This is a genomic window from Pantoea sp. SYBGC1 (genome assembly GCF_057197005.1).
On sequence record NZ_JBXUNM010000002.1, the window covers coordinates 1 to 18,182 of the forward strand.

General features: G+C 55.6%; 13 protein-coding genes and 1 pseudogene. 12 read left to right on the top strand and 2 right to left on the bottom strand.

Annotated features, from left to right (window positions below):
- The first annotated feature begins 466 nt into the window (after window positions 1-466).
- The 8 genes and pseudogenes from fhuE to AC2CF9_RS05580 all read left to right on the top strand — a co-directional run bounded on the left by fhuE (window position 467) and on the right by AC2CF9_RS05580 (window position 11,239).
- Entirely contained in the window at window positions 467-2,641 is a 2,175-nt protein-coding gene (gene fhuE, locus AC2CF9_RS05545; RefSeq protein WP_484556448.1) for a ferric-rhodotorulic acid/ferric-coprogen receptor FhuE, read from the top strand.
- 883 nt (window positions 2,642-3,524) lie between these two features.
- On the top strand, window positions 3,525-4,487 hold the full coding sequence (locus AC2CF9_RS05550; RefSeq protein WP_484556449.1) for a glycosyltransferase family 4 protein: 963 nt from the start codon (window positions 3,525-3,527) through the stop codon (window positions 4,485-4,487).
- A gap of 190 nt (window positions 4,488-4,677) precedes the next feature.
- Entirely contained in the window at window positions 4,678-5,673 is a 996-nt protein-coding gene (locus AC2CF9_RS05555) for an MsnO8 family LLM class oxidoreductase (protein WP_484556450.1), read from the top strand.
- Window positions 5,674-5,839: 166 nt separating this feature from the next.
- Window positions 5,840-8,103 (top strand): annotated as a pseudogene (locus AC2CF9_RS05560) (NtaA/DmoA family FMN-dependent monooxygenase).
- A 9-nt stretch (window positions 8,104-8,112) separates the two neighbouring features.
- Window positions 8,113-8,622 (top strand): GNAT family N-acetyltransferase, encoded by a 510-nt coding sequence (locus tag AC2CF9_RS05565; protein WP_150016647.1) that lies wholly within the window; start codon window positions 8,113-8,115, stop codon window positions 8,620-8,622.
- Window positions 8,623-8,632: 10 nt separating this feature from the next.
- Window positions 8,633-9,559 carry an amino acid ABC transporter permease gene (locus tag AC2CF9_RS05570; protein WP_150016646.1) on the top strand — a complete coding sequence of 309 codons (927 nt, stop codon included), beginning with the start codon at window positions 8,633-8,635 and terminating at the stop codon, window positions 9,557-9,559.
- A complete protein-coding gene (locus tag AC2CF9_RS05575; RefSeq protein WP_040113455.1) occupies window positions 9,543-10,337 on the top strand; it encodes an amino acid ABC transporter ATP-binding protein in 795 nt (264 codons plus the stop codon). Before AC2CF9_RS05570 ends, AC2CF9_RS05575 begins: the two co-directional genes overlap by 17 nt.
- Window positions 10,337-11,239, top strand: coding sequence for an ABC transporter substrate-binding protein (locus tag AC2CF9_RS05580; protein WP_484556451.1), 903 nt, complete (start codon window positions 10,337-10,339; stop codon window positions 11,237-11,239). Before AC2CF9_RS05575 ends, AC2CF9_RS05580 begins: the two co-directional genes overlap by 1 nt.
- On the opposite strand, the gene AC2CF9_RS05585 is transcribed toward AC2CF9_RS05580, so the two are convergent.
- Window positions 11,233-12,630, bottom strand: a complete 1,398-nt coding sequence (locus AC2CF9_RS05585; protein ID WP_484556452.1) for a putative bifunctional diguanylate cyclase/phosphodiesterase — start codon at window positions 12,628-12,630, stop codon at window positions 11,233-11,235. The genes AC2CF9_RS05580 and AC2CF9_RS05585 overlap by 7 nt on opposite strands.
- 334 nt (window positions 12,631-12,964) lie before the next feature.
- Between AC2CF9_RS05585 and AC2CF9_RS05590 the strand changes: the two genes are divergently transcribed.
- From AC2CF9_RS05590 to AC2CF9_RS05605, 4 genes are all read left to right on the top strand, one after another.
- Window positions 12,965-13,525 carry a non-canonical purine NTP pyrophosphatase gene (locus AC2CF9_RS05590; protein ID WP_040113457.1) on the top strand — a complete coding sequence of 187 codons (561 nt, stop codon included), beginning with the start codon at window positions 12,965-12,967 and terminating at the stop codon, window positions 13,523-13,525.
- Window positions 13,522-14,316, top strand: coding sequence for an SIR2 family protein (locus AC2CF9_RS05595; protein ID WP_034829783.1), 795 nt, complete (start codon window positions 13,522-13,524; stop codon window positions 14,314-14,316). Before AC2CF9_RS05590 ends, AC2CF9_RS05595 begins: the two co-directional genes overlap by 4 nt.
- Window positions 14,317-14,387: 71 nt before the next feature.
- Window positions 14,388-14,711 (top strand): YebG family protein, encoded by a 324-nt coding sequence (locus AC2CF9_RS05600; protein ID WP_150016644.1) that lies wholly within the window; start codon window positions 14,388-14,390, stop codon window positions 14,709-14,711.
- Between the two features lie 953 nt (window positions 14,712-15,664).
- Complete coding sequence (locus tag AC2CF9_RS05605; protein WP_484556453.1) at window positions 15,665-17,605, top strand: methyl-accepting chemotaxis protein; 1,941 nt, start codon at window positions 15,665-15,667, stop codon at window positions 17,603-17,605.
- Window positions 17,606-17,637: 32 nt separating this feature from the next.
- Here the strand turns inward: AC2CF9_RS05605 and cybB are convergent, their stop codons facing one another.
- Window positions 17,638-18,177, bottom strand: coding sequence for a cytochrome b561 (gene cybB / locus AC2CF9_RS05610; RefSeq protein WP_484556454.1), 540 nt, complete (start codon window positions 18,175-18,177; stop codon window positions 17,638-17,640).
- Window positions 18,178-18,182 lie beyond the last annotated feature (5 nt).

An 18,182-nucleotide genomic window follows, 5' to 3' on the forward strand; every position in this document is an offset into this window, starting at 1 on the left:
CAGGGTCGCATTAATGCGACCCCTACGGGGCATCTGTAGGGGCGGCATTCATGCCGCCCTGGTCACGTTCCGCACCTGACCCCAGGGTCGCATAAATACGCCAGGGTCGCATTAATGCGACCCCTACGGGGCATCTGTAGGGGCGGCATTCATGCCGCCCTGGTCACGTTCCGCACCTAACCCCAGGGTCGCATAAATACGCCAGGGTCGCATTAATGCGACCCCTACGGGGCATTTGTAGGGGCGGCATTTATGCCGCCCTGGTTACATTCCGCCCCCAACCCGCATCGCATCAAAATGAAAAATATGGTTTTTTTATCGAATTAACGGGTGTCTGAAGCCGTAACATTTTCTTGCAATAGTAATCTAAATGAGTATATTTCTCATTTGCTTTCTTAGCTATGCCTGCTCCAGGTGACCAGCAGGGTGCGCTGACAGATAATCAAAATGAGAATTAAGGATGGCTATGTCTTTTAAACCGATGCGCGTCCGGGCTGCGGCTGCAACGGCACAACCCGCGCTGAAAATGTCATTGCTGGCGATGCTGATTGCAGCCGGTGTCGCACAGGCGGCGGAACAGACTCTGATGGTGGAAACCAGCGCGTCTGACGTGGAAAATCAGAACGATCGGGATTACAGCATACCGGTAACGCGCGCAGGGACAAAAATGGCGCTGACGGCGCGCGATATTCCCCAGTCGGTATCGCTTATCAGTAAACAGCGTATGGCCGATCAGCAGCTGCAGTCGCTGAATGATGTTCTGTCCGACACTACCGGTATCAGGGGTGTTTCAGCGGATATGGATCGTACCAGTTACTACTCGCGCGGCTTTCTCATTGACAACTATATGGTAGACGGGATCCCGACTGCGTTTGCATCGCGCTGGAACCTGGGTGATGCCCAGACCGACATGGCGCTTTATGAGCGTGTCGAGGTGGTGCGCGGCGCGACCGGATTACTCACCGGACCGGGTAATCCTTCTGCGTCGATAAATATGGTACGTAAGCACGCTGACAGTAAAACCCCCACCGGATCGCTGGAAGCGAGCTACGGCAGCTGGAATAAACAGCGCTATGTTGCCGATCTCTCTGCGCCACTCACCCCTGAGGGTAACGTGCGCGGGCGCGTTGTGGCTGGCTATGAAGATAAAAACAGCTTTATTGAGCGCTACGGCTTTGAGAAAAAATTCATTTATGGCGTGATAGACGCCGATCTGACTGAGAGCACCACGCTTTCCGCGGGCTACGAATTTACGCAGGTCGATACCGATTCGCCAATGTGGGGTGGAGCGCCGCGCTGGTATACCGATGGCAGCCAGACGCATCTGCGTCGCGGCTATAATACCGCGCCGGAGTGGGCTTACAATGATAAAGAGAACCGCAAGGTTTTCGTCAATCTGCAGCAGAATTTTGATAACGGCTGGAACATTACGCTCAACGGCACGCATAACGAAATGCTGCTGGACAGTAAGCAGATCTATCTCGACGGCTATTTCAATAAGGTGACCGGCGCAGGCAGCTCTGCCTACGCGAATTATCCGGTCATCGGCGGAACTGGTTATAACACCGGCAAGCGCAAAGTGGATGCGGTAGATGCCTTTGCCAGCGGCCCTTATGAGCTGCTGGGACGCCAGCATCAGCTGATGCTGGGGGTTAACTACAGTCGTCAGGACAATAAATATTACAGCGCCTGGACCAACATCTCCTCTGCTGAACTGGGTAACTTCAACGACTTCAACGGCAACTATCCGGAGCCTGACTGGTCGCCGCGCGAACCTGCCACGGACAGCCAGCTGGTGCGGCAGAAATCGGTCTATATGGCTACGCGCCTGACGCTCGCCGATCCGCTGCATCTGATTGTCGGGGCGCGATATACCAACTGGAACCGTCAGGGCATTACCTCTGAACTGGAAGAGAACAATACCACGCCGTATGGCGGGCTTATCTGGGACATCAATGACGCCTGGTCAGCGTTTGCCAGCTATACCTCGGTCTTTCAGCCGCAGGATAATCTGGATGCCAGCGGCAGTTTCCTGACGCCAGTTGTCGGTAAAAACTATGAGACCGGGGTTAAATCGGACTGGTTTGATAGCCGTCTGACCACCACGATCTCTCTGTTCCGAACCGAGCTGGATAATGCGCCGGTTGATACCGGGCGTTACAGCGAGAGCGGAAGCGCTATTTATGAAACCACCGATGGCGTTGTCAGCCGCGGCGTTGAATTTGAGATCAACGGTGCGCTGACGGATAACTGGCAGATGACGTTTGGCGGTACGACCTACATAGCAAAAGACAGCAAGGGTGAGGCCTATAACTCCCAGCTGCCCCGTACCTCTTTCAATCTCTTTACGCACTATCGCCTGCCTCAGTTCGATAAACTGACGTTGGGCGGCGGCGTTAACTGGCAGTCAAAGACCTGGAAAGATATCGGCGGACCTGAGGGTAACGGAACCTGGCGTGTGCGTCAGGGAAGTTATGCGCTGGTGGACCTGTTTGCCCGCTACGACGTGACAAAAAATCTCTCCCTGCAGGCCAACCTGAAAAACCTGTTTGATAAAGAGTATGACGAGAATGTGGGCAGCAGCGGCATCGTGTATGGCGAACCGCGCAGCTACTCGGTAACGGCGAGTTACCGCTTCTGATCCCGGCAGGCGCGTGCTGAACGCGCCTCTTCTCTTCAGCCGGCTAATGGTTTATGTCCATCGCACTCCGCTTCCCCTTATGCTAAAGCGCAACCAGGCTGCATGGATCTTTTAGGCTCCGGACAAAGTCACGCACCTTACTGTTTAACGCGGTTATGCATTGATTCGCCTCTTTTGCCTGTATCACAGGCAGTCGCATGCAAATGCTTCCTGTGATGAATCAGGCCTGAAAGGCGCGGCCACGTTTAAAAGTATGATAAATAAAAGCAATATCCATCTCACTTACTTTTTCCGGCCCGTCATTAAGGATTAAATCTCTGTCTGGTATCAGATTATGCCAGGCGGGCTAATGTTATCAGTGCTAATCAAAAGATGATTTAATGATCGTTAATTTTAATTGATTGATAATGTCCGCTATGCATTCTGAAAGGGATATTTAATTAGCAAGCTATCAGTCATTGTGGTTATTTTAATATCTGCCGTAAAGATAATTAATATAAAATAACATGCTGAAATGCTTTTCGGGGAATAATCCGAATAAAAAATATGAAGGCTAATAAAGCATTATACTCGTCAGGCGATCTGCAATTTTTAACTTTTTGAATGCCGGGTTTGTAGTGCTTAAAGTTTATGGCCGGAGTCTAAAATGAAAATCATCATTAGCGGCAAGGGATATCCCGAAAAAAGAAATATTGTTACTGATGTTAAGAAAACGTATATCGATTTTCACTCCAGAAATATCTGGACGTATATTAATGCGTTCCGTGGGAAAATTCTTAAACGTAATAAGTTGTTTATATTTTCCGCTCCGCTGTGGTCAGCCGGTAACGAAAAAAAGGTCGTTCATCTCTTTAATGAAGTGTCAACCAGCCGTGAGCGCTGGGTGTCAACCTTTGAAACCGAGCTGCCGCGGGTATTGCCGGTACCGGGCGTCGTCAAAACAGCTAATCCGCTGTTAAAAAAGCTGATGCACTATGTTGCAGCACCGGAATGTGCCGGCATTATTGCTATCTCAGAGGCAACGCGAAAGATTGAGCTGAAACTGCTGGACGCTTTTCCCATTGAGCGGGAAGCGATTAGCGACAAACTGCATGTGCTGCACCCGCCGCAGCCGGTGCTCTATGAGGGCGGACGCACGCCAGCGGCCGATAAAATGATCTTCACCTTTGTTGGTAATGAGTTCTATCGCAAAGGCGGAGCCGAAGTGGTAATGGCTTTCTCCGAACTGATGGACGAGGGTGTGATATCAGCCGACCAGATCGGTGTTAACCTGATCGGCGACATTAAAAAGCAGCATAATATTGCGCATCGCGAGTGGCAGGACGATGCCGCTTTCCATCATCAAATTGAAACTCTGATAGCCGATCGCTCCGTATTCACCCACCATACCGCATTGTCCAATGATGAGGTGATGCAGCTGCTGCGTGAAACGCATGTCGGATTGCTGCCAACCTGGCAGGATACCTATGGCTTCTCCGTACTGGAAATGCAGGCGTGCGGCTGTCCGGTGATTACCACCAACGTCCGGGCGCTGCCGGAAATTAATCCGGCTCAGAGCGGCTGGCTGATCAACTGTCCGCTCAACGATATGTTTGAGCTAAATGTGGATACGCTGGCGGAGAAAATGGCGCTGCGCATATTAATTGTGTCGCAGCTCAAGGCGCATATTAAAGCGATACTCGAAGACCGGGCGCGCGTGGCTGATTATTCCGCGGCAGCCGTAAACAGGATCCGTCAGCATCACGATCCGGATAAATTTAACCGCGCGCTCTCTGCCATTTATGGCGCAAAAGATACGCATGGTTCATTTGATAGCAGTAAAGCAGGCGCACTTAAACGCTCTTAATCTATACCCGACAGGTATTCTTTTTTTAATCTGACTCCTGCAGCTGCTGCTGCAGGAGTTTTTTATTTCTGTTCCGATTAGCCGGGTGATATGCGCAAAACAGCAATAGAACTAACAATATGATGTTTTACGTAACGGAATCATAGCCTGCAAACTAAACGCCATATTCATCAGGACAAGGACAGGGCGTATGTCTTACCAATTAAGCGTGCTCGATAAGTCGCCGGTTGCGGCAGGAGAAAATGCGACACAGGCGCTGGCGCGCTCGCTAAAACTGGCGCAGCGGGCTGAGAGCTGGGGCTATAAGCGCTTCTGGGTTGCAGAACATCATAACAGCGAGCAGCTGGCCAGTCCGTCACCTGAGCTGCTTATCGCCTGGATCGCCGCGCAGACGCGCACCATACGCATTGGCTCTGGCGGCGTCATGCTGCAGCACTACAGCCCCTATAAAGTTGCAGAGAACTTTAATCTGCTGGCATCGCTGGCACCGGACCGCATCGATCTCGGCGTGGGCAAAGCGCCCGGCGGTTTGCCGCTTTCAACGCGGGCGCTTCAGCTCGGGGTTAACCCGGCTGAAAAAGGCAGTTTTGCTGAACAGCTGGCGCTACTCGATAACTGGCTGAACGTATCTCCCTCCGCTGACGAAGAGACGCTGCGCGCCACGCCACAGCCACCGCATCCTGCCAGCCGGTTTCTGCTGGGTGCCAGCGAAGCGAGCGCCGGGCTGGCCGCAGAGCTGGGCTGGCAGCTGGTTTTCGCTGCGCACCATAACGGCGATCCGCAGCTGATGGCGCGCGTTCTGCAGCACTATCATGCCCGCAGCCGCGGCGACCGTGCGCTGGTAGCGGTTCAGGTGGTTGTGGCGGATTCGCCGGCAGAGGCTGAATTGCTCACTGATGCGCTGCGTCTTTATCACGTCAGCGTGAAAAATGGCCCGGCGGTTAATGTTGCCAGTCTGGAACAGGCTGAACGTTACGTTCGCCAGGGAGGATACGCGGATTACGTGATAGAGCCGCGCACGCCGTCACTGCTAAAGGGCACGGCTGCACAGGTGCATGCTCAGCTGGAGTCGATGCATCATCGCTACGGCATTGACGAATTTATTATCGATACGCCACTCGCTGACGAAGCCGCCCGGTTTAAATCCCTGGAGCTGCTGGCCACCGCGCGACTGGTTGCGGCCTGAGGATAGCGTAATGATCCGCTCCGCTTTTCTTATCTGCTGCGCATTCTGGCATCGCTGCGAGCGATGTTGCCCGGTACCGATCTGATTCTGCCTGCATAACAACGTTTACCTTTTTCGCCCGGCAACCTCTGCGCTGCCGACGGCTCTGCTTTGTCAGGAGTTTATAATGAGTAAAAGAGAATTACGTCTCGGTACGATGCTACACGGCGCGTCAGGCAATATGTCCGCCTGGCGGCATCCGGCTGCGCAGGCTGACGCCAGCATCAGTTTTGACTATGCCAGAAAAATTGCGCGCAAGGCGGAAGCGGGCAAACTCGATTTTCTGTTTGTCGCTGACGGTCTCTATATCAATGAAAAATCGATTCCGCACTTCCTCAATCGCTTTGAACCGCTGACGCTGCTCTCAGCGCTGGCAGCTGTCACAGAGCATCTTGGCCTGGTCGGCACCGTTTCAACCTCTTACAGCGAGCCTTTTACCATCGCCCGGCAGTTCGCCAGCCTTGACCATCTCAGCGGCGGTCGCGCCGGCTGGAACGTTGTGACCTCACCGCTGGAAGGATCGGCGAAAAATTTCTCGCGTCAGCAGCATCCGGAACACGCGCTGCGTTACCGGATTGCGGATGAGTATTTGCAGGTGGTGAAAGGCCTGTGGGATTCCTGGGAAGAGGGCGCCTTTATACGCGACAAGCGCAGCGGTCAGTTTTTCGATCCGGCAAAGCTGCATACGCCCGATCACCGCGGCGATTTCTTTCAGGTGCAGGGGCCGCTGAATATTGAGCGTACGCCGCAGGGGCGACCGATCATTTTTCAGGCGGGCGCCTCCGGCGACGGACGGCGGCTGGCCGCGCGCCATGCGGATGCGATTTTTACCCACCATGCGACCCTGGAAGAGGCGCAGGCGTTCTGGCGCGATGTCAAACAGCAGCTGGTTGAAAACGGACGCGCCGCAGATGACCTCCATATCTTTCAGGGCGTCAGCGTGATCGTTGGTGACGATGCCGCAGATGTTGAGCGGCAGTACCAGGCTACCGCGCAGCTGGTCTCAGTGCCGGATGCGCTTAATTATCTGGGGCGGTTCTTTGACCACCATGATTTCTCACGTTACCCGCTGGATGAACCTTTCCCCGAACTGGGTGATATCGGCCAGAACAGCTTCCGCAGCACCACCGATGAAATAAAACGCAACGCCCGCGCGCGCGGTCAGACGCTGCGCCAGGCCGCGCTGGAAGCGGCCACGCCGCGACCGCTGTTTCACGGTACGCCAGAACAGGTCGCCGATGGCCTGCAGCACTGGTTTGAACAGGAAGCCGCTGACGGTTTCATTATCCAGGGCGGGACGCCCGACACGTTTGAACGCTTTGTCGATCGGGTTATCCCGCTATTGCAGGCGCGCGGGCTCAGCCGGCGCGACTATCCGGGCACCACGCTGCGCGCCAGTCTGGGTCTGCAGACCCCCGAAAATCAGTTCACATCATAATAACGATCAGGATGAATGCTATGCAGAAAAAATCATTGATAGCGCTGCTGTTACTGGGGCTAAGCAGCGCAGCCGGGGCGGAAAACGTCGCCGTTAACGGGCAGCAGGTCAGCGTGGAGGCGAATAAGACGCCCATTAACACCGCAAAAAATGCAGCGGCTATCGCGCAGATCCCGGCCGGACACCGGTTTGCTGTACCTGGCGCGTTTACCGTGGCGGTGGCCGCCCTTAATTCCCCTCCGCTTACGGTGTTCAGCGACGACAACAAAACGCTGCTCGGCAGCGAAGTGGATATGGCGCGTCTGGTGGCGGACAGCCTCGGCCTGAAGCTCAACGTCGTGCCGACCTCCTGGGAAGACTGGCCGCTCGGCGTGGCGTCCGGCAAATATGACGCGGCGATCACCAACGTAACCGTCACTAAGGCGCGCAAAGAGCGTTTTGATTTTGCCACCTACCGCAAAGACTCACTGGGCTTTTATGTGAAAAAGAGCAGCCCAATCGTTTCGCTCAGCAAAGCAGAAGATATTGCCGGCCTGCGCATTATTGTTGGCTCCGGGACCAATCAGGAGGCGATCTTACTGGCGTGGGATCAGGAAAACCGCGCAAAAGGCCTGAAGCCGTTTATCCCGGTTTATACCAAAGATGACGCAGCGCAGACGCTGTCACTGCAGGCCGGACGCGCGGATGCTTACTTTGGTCCCAACGTCATCGGCGCCTGGAAAGCGGCGCTTAACGGGCAGACCAGGCTGGTGGGCAGCGTGGACGGCGGCTGGCCAAAAGCGGCGCACATCGCGGTGACGGTGAAAAAAGATAGCGGGCTGGTGCAGCCAGTCAATACGGCGCTTAACGGCGTGATACAAAACGGCGACTACGACAAGGTGCTGAATCGCTGGGGCGAAGGCATTGAGCGGCTCGACCGCTCGGAAATCAATCCACCGGGCCTGGGCGACTAAGGGGGCAATATGCATTTTTTTCGTGACGTTTCACCCGCAGCGGCAGAGCTGCAGCCGATTATTACCGGCCTGTTTGGTGAATATGCTGCCCGCTACGGCGACTATTTCAGCAGCCAGAATGAGGTGGAGCAGGATGAGTGGTTTCTGCCTGCGCAGGGAGGCCTGTTTATTGTACTGGAGCGGGATGGCGAAATTATCGCCATGGGCGCCTACAAGCGCTATGACGCACAGACGGCGGAGCTGAAACGGATCTGGACGCGCGCCGATCTGCGCCGGCAGGGCCTGGCACTACTGATCCTGCAGGAGCTGGAGCGTCGTGCGCTGCGCGCCGGCTATCAGCGTGTCTGGCTGACCACCGGTTTTCGTCAGCCGGAGGCGGTGCGCCTCTATATCGGCCACGGTTATCAGCCGCAGTTTGCCCTGCTGGATGATATGGAGATCTACGGCCGGCCACCCCACGACGGCCGCCTGCGCTTTCTGAAGATAATTGATGTCCACGCTGCGGCGCAGGCGAGCTGAGGAGCTGAAAATGAGCGAGACGCAAAAACTGACCGTGGTGCCGGCGCGCTATCCGGCGCGCAGCCTGGGCGCCGTAGCGGCGCTGTTTATTCTGGCGGCGGTGGTGGATTCCATCGCGTTCAATCCGCGCTGGGAGTGGGGGGTGTTTGCGCGCTGGTTTTTTGACCCGGTGATCCTGAATGGGCTGGGTCAGACGCTGCTGCTGACGCTGGCGGGCACCGTACTGAGTCTGATTTTCGGCGGTCTGCTGGCGCTGGCCCGGCTCTCCTCCTCGTGGCTGCTGAGCACGCTGGCGTTTGGCTATATCTGGCTGTTCCGCTCGCTGCCGCTGATTGTGGTACTGATCATTCTCTATAACTTCTCCTACCTCTATGACACGTTATCGCTGGGGATCCCGTTTACGCCCTGGTCGTGGGGACACTTCCAGACCATTAATGTGCTGGGGCAGTTTCCGGCCGCGGTGATTGGCCTGACGCTGGTGCAGAGCGCCTATAGCGCAGAGATTATCCGCGGCGGATTCCTCGGCGTGGATCACGGGCAGTTTGAGGCGGCATCAGCGCTGGGGCTTTCTTCTTCGCGCCGGACCTTCCGCATCATTCTGCCGCAGGCATTGCGCGCGATCATTCCAACCACCTTCAATGAAATCATCAGCCTGGCAAAAGGCACGTCGATGGTTTACGTGCTGGCGATGCCAGAGCTGTTTTACACCATTCAGATGATCTACAACCGCACTCAGCAGGTGATCCCGCTGCTGATGGTAGGCGCCGCCTGGTATCTGATTATTACTACGGTGCTGTCGCTGCTACAGCACAGCGTTGAACGCTCGCTGGCGCGCAGCGTAACCCGCGAGCCGCAGCCATCGCGCTGGCGGCAGTGGCGTAATCGTTATTCAACCCCTGCTGTTATTGAGGAGCGCTCTCATGTCCGAAGCCATTGATTATCGCCCGTCCTATGCTGCCGGGGCGGTTACCATTACCGGCGTCAGCAAGTCGTTTGGTAAACACAAAGCGCTGGACGCGGTCTCGCTGTCGCTGGCGCCGGGATCCGTAACGGTTATTCTCGGGCCTTCCGGTTCGGGTAAATCAACGCTGCTGCGCACTATTAATCACCTGGAGCGGGTCGATGAGGGCTTTATTCAGATCGATGATGACTATATCGGTTATCAGCGCCGCGGCGATAAACTCTATGAGCTTAAAGAGCGGGCGATACTGCGTCAGCGGGTCAACGTCGGCTACGTTTTTCAGAATTTCAATCTTTTCCCGCACCTTACCGTGCTGGAAAACCTGATTGAAGCGCCGATCGCACATCGTCAGCTTACGCGACGCGCGGCCATCGAACGCGCCGGTGAGCTGCTGGACACGGTGGGACTGCGGCATAAAGCTGACGCCTGGCCACGCCATCTTTCGGGTGGCCAGCAGCAGCGTATCGCGATTGCGCGTGCGCTGATGCTTAATCCGCGCGTGATGCTGTTTGATGAGCCGACGTCGGCACTGGATCCGGAGCTGGTGGGTGAAGTACTGGATGTCATTAAAAAGCTGGCGCGCTCCGGCACCACGCTGGTGATTGTGACGCATGAGATTGGCTTTGCGCGTGAAGTGGCAGACAACGTGGTGTTTATGGTTGACGGCCGCGTGGTTGAGCAGGGCAGCAGCGTGCAGGTGCTGAATCAGCCACGCCACGAGCGCACCCGACGTTTTCTGGCGCGGGTGCTGTGATGAAGCGGTTTGTTCTGACGCTGGTGGCATCCGGCCTGCTGCTTTCAGCTGCACAGGGCGCGGCGCTGGATGCGGCTAATAATGAAATGGCGATTCATATCGCCGCCGATCCGCAGGCGATTGCCAGAATTCCGGCAAACTTTGCGTTTGTTCACCCCGGTTTTCTGACGGTCGCGACCAGCGCCACTAACTCACCACCCATTGGATTGTGGGCGTCAGATAACAAAACGCTGATTGGCAGCGATCCCGATATGGCACGATTGCTGGCTGAAAGTCTGGGCCTTAAGTTGAAGCTGGTGCCCGCCTCGTGGGAGGAGTGGCCGCTCGGCATCAGCGCCGGCCGCTATGATGTTGCCATGTTTAATATCGCCGTGACCGAGGAGCGTAAACGCAAATTTGACTTTGCCACCTATCGGGCTGACAACCACGCCTTTGCCGTGCGGAAAGGGAGTGCCATCTCTGCGATTACCGGACGTCAGGATGTCGCGGGCCGGCGCATCATTGTCGGGTCCGGTACTAACCAGGAGAAGATCCTGCTGGGCTGGGATGCGAAAAACCGGCAGGAGGGATTAGCGCCGGTGCAGCCTGTCTATCTTAATGATGACGCCTCTGCCACGCTTGCGCTGTTGTCCGGACGCGCCGATGCCACTTTTGGTCCGCAGGCGGTGGCGGCGTGGAAAGCGGCGTCGCGCGGGCAAACAGCGGTTGTTGGCCACGGACCGTACCGGGCATGGGTGGCAGTTACAACCAAAAAGGGTAACGGGCTGGCTCCGGCGCTGCAGCAGGCGGTCAATCACGCCATTACCAGCGGACAGTATCAGCAGGTGCTGACGCGCTGGGGAGAGCAGGATGAGGCGGTAGCGCAGTCGCAGATCAATCCGCCGGGAATTGTCTATCAGTAAAGACGGGTCGCGCTGCGGCCCCGTTTGTCACCCTGATATTTTTTCACCCAGCTTATCACCTCTGCCGCTGGCAGAGGCCGGGCAAAGTAATAGCCCTGAAAGAGCTGGCATCCCCGGCTGCGCAGATAGTCAAACATCTCTTCACTTTCAACGCCTTCAGCCAGCACGTTCAGCCCCATTTCGCGCGTCAGCTCAATGGTTTTATGTACCACGATAGCGGCAGATTCATTTTCAAAAATATGCATAATCAGTGACTTATCAATTTTAATATCATCAATCGAAAAATCGCTGAGCGATTTCAGCGAGGAGTAACCGACGCCAAAATCATCGATCGCCCATTTGACGCCGAGCTGGCTGAAGTGCGCGATAACAGAGCTGATATGCTGCTGATCGTAGATAAAGGTGCTTTCGGTGATCTCAAATTTAAGCCGCTCTGGCTGGATCCTGTAACGCGAGAGCAGCAGCAGGGTTTCAGCGGTAAAGTCGCGATGCATTAGCTGCAGAGGACTGATATTGACAGAAAACACCAGGCTATCGGCGTGCCGGAGATTCTCCCAGGCAGCCATATGCTGCAGCGTTCTCTCCATAACCCATCGGCCAATATCAATCATCAGGCCGCTCTTTTCCGCTACCGGGATAAAAACGTCCGGTGCAATAAATCCTTTAACCGGATGTTTCCAGCGCAGCAGAGCTTCAAATCCGATCAGATGTTTACCGGCATCTACTTGCGGCTGAAAATAGAGTTCGAGCTGATCCAGGCCGATAGCGGCAGAGAGCTCGCGCTTTATCAGATCGGTTTCAGAGTAATCGCCGCGGAAAGTGAGCGCGGTCAGCAGCAGAGAGACCACGGGCACAATAGAGTTAACGATGTAGAAACTCGCTTCCGCTGGCAGCGTAAAATGAAACGATCCCTGCTGCCAGCTCAGGCCGGTCAGGGTAAAAATGAGGTAACAGGCGAGGCAGATTAGCGGAAATATTTTGCTGAGATAACGCGGCTGCTGCCGCAGGACGAGCGCCGAGCCAATGGTCAGGGCGATCAGATAATTACAGGCAGAGGGTTTAACGGCAGGATGGTCATTGTCCAGCAGCAGCAGAGCTGTAATGATAAACAGCAGCGCATGCGTGACGATCGCCAGATGCCGCTGCAGTTTGCCGTGAAAGGCAACGGCGCAGATATAGAGACCCAGCGCCGCGCCCAGATAGTAGAGCGACGGTATTGCTGGCGAATGGCTATGAGCGTTAAGCAGCGCCATACAGATGCCTGAGGTAGTGCTGGCCACACCCGCAATCAGCAGCGTAAAGCGCAGCTTCTTTTCTGCGCTCTCTCCCTTCAGGCTAAAGGGCAAATTACGTACACGCGAATAGCCCGCAGTCAAAAACGCGATCATCATTCTGCTCTGTAATTGATTAGTTTTATTGTATTCAGGAGCGCTATCTTAGCGCTAAGCGAAGCGGCTGTCACAGCGCTTTCTCTGTGCGCTAATCTGCTCCGGAGATTTGACATTAGGGATGATATTTATGCGTGGCGGGGGGTTATCACGCAACTTTTCACGGAAGCGAACCGCTATCTGCCTGCGCTTAATTGCGCGCGCGGTTGTTCCTTCTGCCGGTCACAGAGTAGAATCACTCCCGGCACAGGCGGATGTGCTAAATATAACAATAGGCGAAAAACAGCCGTATCACCTCACTAATGCAGTTTAACCCTACTTAACATTACTGGTTGCAATGAAAATTCGTTTCTTATCGGCTAACGAGCTGAAACTCTCTGAAGTGCGTACCATCCTTGAACCGGTAGGGGTGGAAGTGGTGCCTATCGCCCGGCGAATCGAGGAGATCCAGACGGAAAATGAGGTTGAACTGGTGCGCGATAAGCTCACCAAAGCGTTTTCCATTATCGGGCGGCCGCTGTTTGTAGAACACACCGGCCTGTTTCTGGACGGGCTTAACGGTCTGCCAGCCGGACTGACGCGTATCTTCTGGAGCCGGCTCAATGCCGATCGCTTTACCAAACTGGTACGCGGCCTGGATACGCCCTGCGTGACGGCAAAAACCGTGCTGGGGTATTGCGATGGTCGCAAGATGTATCAGTTTGAAGGGCAGCTGCGCGGTCGCATTGCGCCAGAGCCGGCCGGGCCGCAGGAGTTTCAGTGGGACTGCGTGTTTATCCCGGAAGGGTATACGCAAACCTTTGCTGAAATGGGCGATCTGAAGAATGAGATCTCTAATCGGCGCCTGGCGCTGGATCGCTTCGCCGCCTTTCTTAAAACCGCGCGGGGTTATGTATGAAGCCTGAACTCAAACGCGCCTACGATGCCGGCAAACTGATCCTGTTTGCCGGTGCCGGCATCTCACGCAATCTTGGCCTGCCGGAGTGGCACGAGCTGATTGCCCATCTGGCAAAAGAGCTGGGCTACGATCCGAAAATATTCAACACTTACGGGACACATCTGTCGCTGGCAGAGTATTACAAGCAGCGCAAAGGCTCACTGGGGCCGCTGCGCAGCTGGATGGATCGCGAGTGGCACCGGCCCGATATCGACGTGCGCAGCTCCGAAATCCATACCATGATCACCCAGGGTAATTTCTCGCGCATCTACACCACTAATTACGATCGCTGGCTGGAGATGGCTCACGAGGCGCACAATGTGCCCTATAGCAAAGTGGCTAACGCCGCCGATCTCGTCTCGCTTACTGAAGATAAGCGCCATATCATTAAGCTTCACGGCGATTTCGATGACGATACGTCGATTGTGCTGGATGAGAGCAGCTATTTTGAACGTCTCTATTTTGATTCCCCACTGGATATCAAACTGACGCACGACGTGATGGGTAACTCGGTGCTGTTTGTTGGCTACAGCATCAGCGATTTCAACATCCGTCTGCTGTTCTACCGGCTGACTAAAATGTGGGGACGAACCGGACTCGCGACGGCCCGGCCTAAATCGTATCTTTTTACCAATCGCAATAATCCGGTAGCTAAAGAGGTACTGGGGCAGTGGGGAATTGAGATGATTGTCTCGGAAGAAGATGATCCCCGAAAAGCGCTGGCCACCTTTCTGGAGGAATTACTCGCCTGAAACGCGGGCAGACTTGCTCATCGCCGCATAACAGAATATACTGTATATAAATACAGTTAATGAGGTGCATCATGGCAGTCGAAACCAAATACGTTGTAGTCAGAAAAGGTGAAGAGAAGATGACGTTTGCCAGTAAAAAAGATGCCGATGCCTGGGACAAGATGCTCGATATGGCAGATGCCTTTACCGACTGGCTGCAGCAGATCAAGCCAGAGCTGGCGGATGCGGAAGCGGAAACCTGGGGCATGCTGCTGGCAGAGCAGAAAGACGCGGTACAGCATATTCTGCGCACCAGCAAACTGCCTGATGCAGCGGCAGACAAAGAGGTTAAATCTGACGTGAAAGAGAGTGATTCTGCCCCTGAAAAAAAGGTGCGTGCGGTTAAAGCGGCCTGATCGTTATGATGCACCCGGCGCCGTCTTCCTGACGGCGTTTTGCTGTCGCCTTATTCACCTTTGCCACTTTCTGAGTAAGCATGAAAAAGCCCGGCGTGCGGGCCATTTTATCAGTGTGAAAAGAGTGAAAAGGTTCCTGAGTAGTAGCTAACCATCCAGACAACATAAACCAGCCACACCAGTAAAAACCCGGTTAACCCCATTTTACCTGTCATTGTATGCTCCTGAAATCGTAAGGGCGGAAAGCCTGCAGGAGATACGTTGACAGCAGTTGCGCGTAAAGTTCTTGCGCCAGATCAATCCGCCAGTGAAAGACGTCATAAATCCCGCAGGGGCGGCATTTATGCCGCCCTGGCCGCGTTCCGCACCTAATCCAGGGTCGCATCAATACGCCAGGGTCGCATAAATGCGACCCCTACGGGCGTTTCTGTAGGGGCGGCATTCATGCCGCCCTGGCCGCGTCCTGCACCCAAACCGGGTCGCATAAATGCGACCCCTAGGGGCGTTTCTGTAGGGGCGGCATTCATGCTGCCCTGGTTACGTTCCGCACACCCAACCCAGGGTCGCATAAATGCGACCCCTACGGGGCATCTGTAGGGGCGGCATTCATGCCGCCCTGGTCGCGTTCCGCACCCAACCCAGGGTCGCATAAATGCGACCCCTACGTGCGTTTCTGTAGGGGCGGCATTCATGCCGCCCTGGTCACGTCCTGCACCCAACCCAGGGTCGCATAAATGCGACCCCTACGGGGGCATCTGTAGGGGCGGCATTAATGCCGCCCTGGCCGCGTCACGCACCGACCCCTGCGGGGCAACAATATTGATTATTTTTTAATCCGGGTGCGGATGCCATCAAGTTCAGCACGGTTGAGCCGATAGAGTGATAAAGGATCGCTGGTGGCCCAGGATGTGGCGCAATTATTGCTCTGATTTGCCAACCTCAGGAGCGCCATCATGGCCACAAAAGCACTTATAACGCGAAAAATGCGTACCCGTACTCAGATGCTGCTGACGGGCGCGGTCACAATTACCCTTGGCTTTGCTATCACCATCGGCGTGCTCAGCTGGCAATCCAGCAGAGAACAGAAGTCGCTGGCGGAAAGCTATTTGCAGCAGATTGCGCAGAGTCAGGCGTTGCAGATTCAGCAGGAGCTGAGTTATGCGCGCGATGTTGCGCATAATCTGGGACATAGCCTGATTGCGCTGCCGGCGGCGGGGATCAGCGATCGAAAGGTGGCGGATCAGCTTCTTATCTCTACTCTGCGTGACAATCCCGACTACCTCTCCATCTCTGTAATATTTGAACATAATGCGTTTGATGGCCGCGATGCAGAGTTTGCCAGCCAGCCTGGTGCTGCACCGCAGGGACGCTACGCCTACTTTGTTGATCGCGACAGCAGCGGCAGCTTCAGGCTGCATCCTCTGGCCTCCATGCTGACGCCAGGGCAGGGAGATTACTATCTGCTGCCACAAAAAAGTCGCAAGGATACGCTGATTGAACCTTACAGCTACGCCTATAACGGGGTGCCTGTGTTACTCACTTCCGTTGCCGCTCCCATTATCAGTCAGGGCAAGCTCTGGGGCGTAGTGACTTCTGATATCTCACTGGCGGCGCTGCAGGCGCGCATCAACAAGATCAGGCCCTGGGAGGGCAGTGGCTACGCGATGCTGCTCTCCAGCGGTGGCAGAGTGGTTTCTTATCCGGACCAGACGCAAACCGCGAAACCCTGGAAAGGGGAAACGCATGCGTTCAGCCGCGCCGTTACTGAACAGCATGACGCCATACTGGGGGAAGCGGCGCTGATAACCTGGCAGCCAGTGACTATCGGCAGTAGCGACCAGCACTGGTACCTGGGCGTTGTTGCACCGGTGAGCAAAGTGATGGCGGCGGCGCATCGCCAGCTGATGCACGCGCTGGTGCTGATGCTCATCAGCATCGTTGCCGTGAGTGTGCTGCTGGGATGGGTATTTAGCCGCAAAGTGCTTAAGCCGATTGGCGGCGAGCCGGCCGAAGCCACGGCTATCGCGCTGGCAGTGGCCGGTGGCAGGCTTAATAATACGATTCCGCTGGCGTCGCAGGATCGCAGCAGCCTGTTTTACGCGCTGCATACGATGCAGACGCAGCTGCGCGATATGGCGAGCCAGATTCAGGACGCCAGCGCGTCAGTGCGGCAAGGCGCGGGCGAAATCGCCAGCGGCAACCTCGATCTTGCATCGCGAACCGAAGAGCAGGCGGCTGCGCTGGAGCAGACCGCGGCCAGTATGGAGCAGATTACCGCTACGGTGAAACACAACGCGGCGAATGCGCATCAGGCAACCACGCTGACAGAAAACGCCACGCATATTGCCAGCCGCGGCGAAACACTGGTGGGTGAAGTGGTGCAGACGATGGCGCAGATAGATAACAGCGCGAAAAAAATCGGCGATATTACGGCCATTATCAACAGCATCGCATTTCAGACGAATATTCTGGCGCTCAACGCGGCGGTGGAAGCTGCACGTGCCGGTGAGCAGGGGCGTGGCTTTGCCGTTGTGGCCTCTGAAGTTCGTAATCTGGCGCAGCGCAGTGCCAGCGCGGTAAAAGAGATTGCTGCGCTGATCGAAGAGTCCGGAGAGCGCGTCAGCAGCGGCGTCGGGCTGGTTCAGCGTGCCGGTAAAACCATGACTGAAATGACGCAGGCGGTAAACTCAGTGCGCAATATTATCGATGAAATTGTTATTGCGTCTGATGAACAGGCACGCGGCATCAGCCAGGTGACCATTGCAGTAAATGAGATGGATAGCGCTACGCAGCAAAATGCGGCGCTGGTTCAGCAGATGTCGGCAGCAGCAAGTTCGCTGGAAGATCAGGCGGCGCAGCTCGCGCGCACCGCCGCACGGTTTACATTAAGCTGACTGACGCAGCCCGGCCGCGTGCCGGGCTGCCGTTAGCGCGGCTTGCGCGATGGCATCATGCGCAGCAGCGTATTGTCCCTGAACAGATAGTGATGCGCCAGCGCCGCCAGCGCGTGCAGGCCGATTAACCAGTAACCCAGCGGTACCAGCGTTTCATGCCACTCAATCAGCGTATCGGCCAGGTCGGGATCGGGCGCGGCGCTGACCGGCATCGGAATGCCAAATAGCCACCAGTCGCGGCCAAGCCAGAATCGGGAGAGAATGCCCAGTACCGGCAGGGTAATAAACAGCAGGTAGATCGCCAGATGAGTAAGGTGTGCCAGGCCGGTCTGCCAGTGGGCGGGCTTCGGCACAATAGGCGGCGTGCGATGGCGAAACCGCATCACCAGACGCGACAGCATCAGCAGCAGCACGCAGCTGCCAGCAGAGAAGTGCGTCACCACCATAAAGAGACGCTGCCAGGAGCCGCGCGGCGCCAGGCCGCGAAACTCCATCGTGCAATAAGCGAGAACAATCAAAATAAAGGTCAGCCAGTGAAGCAGAATCTGCGCGGGGGCATATTTTGTGCTCATTATTC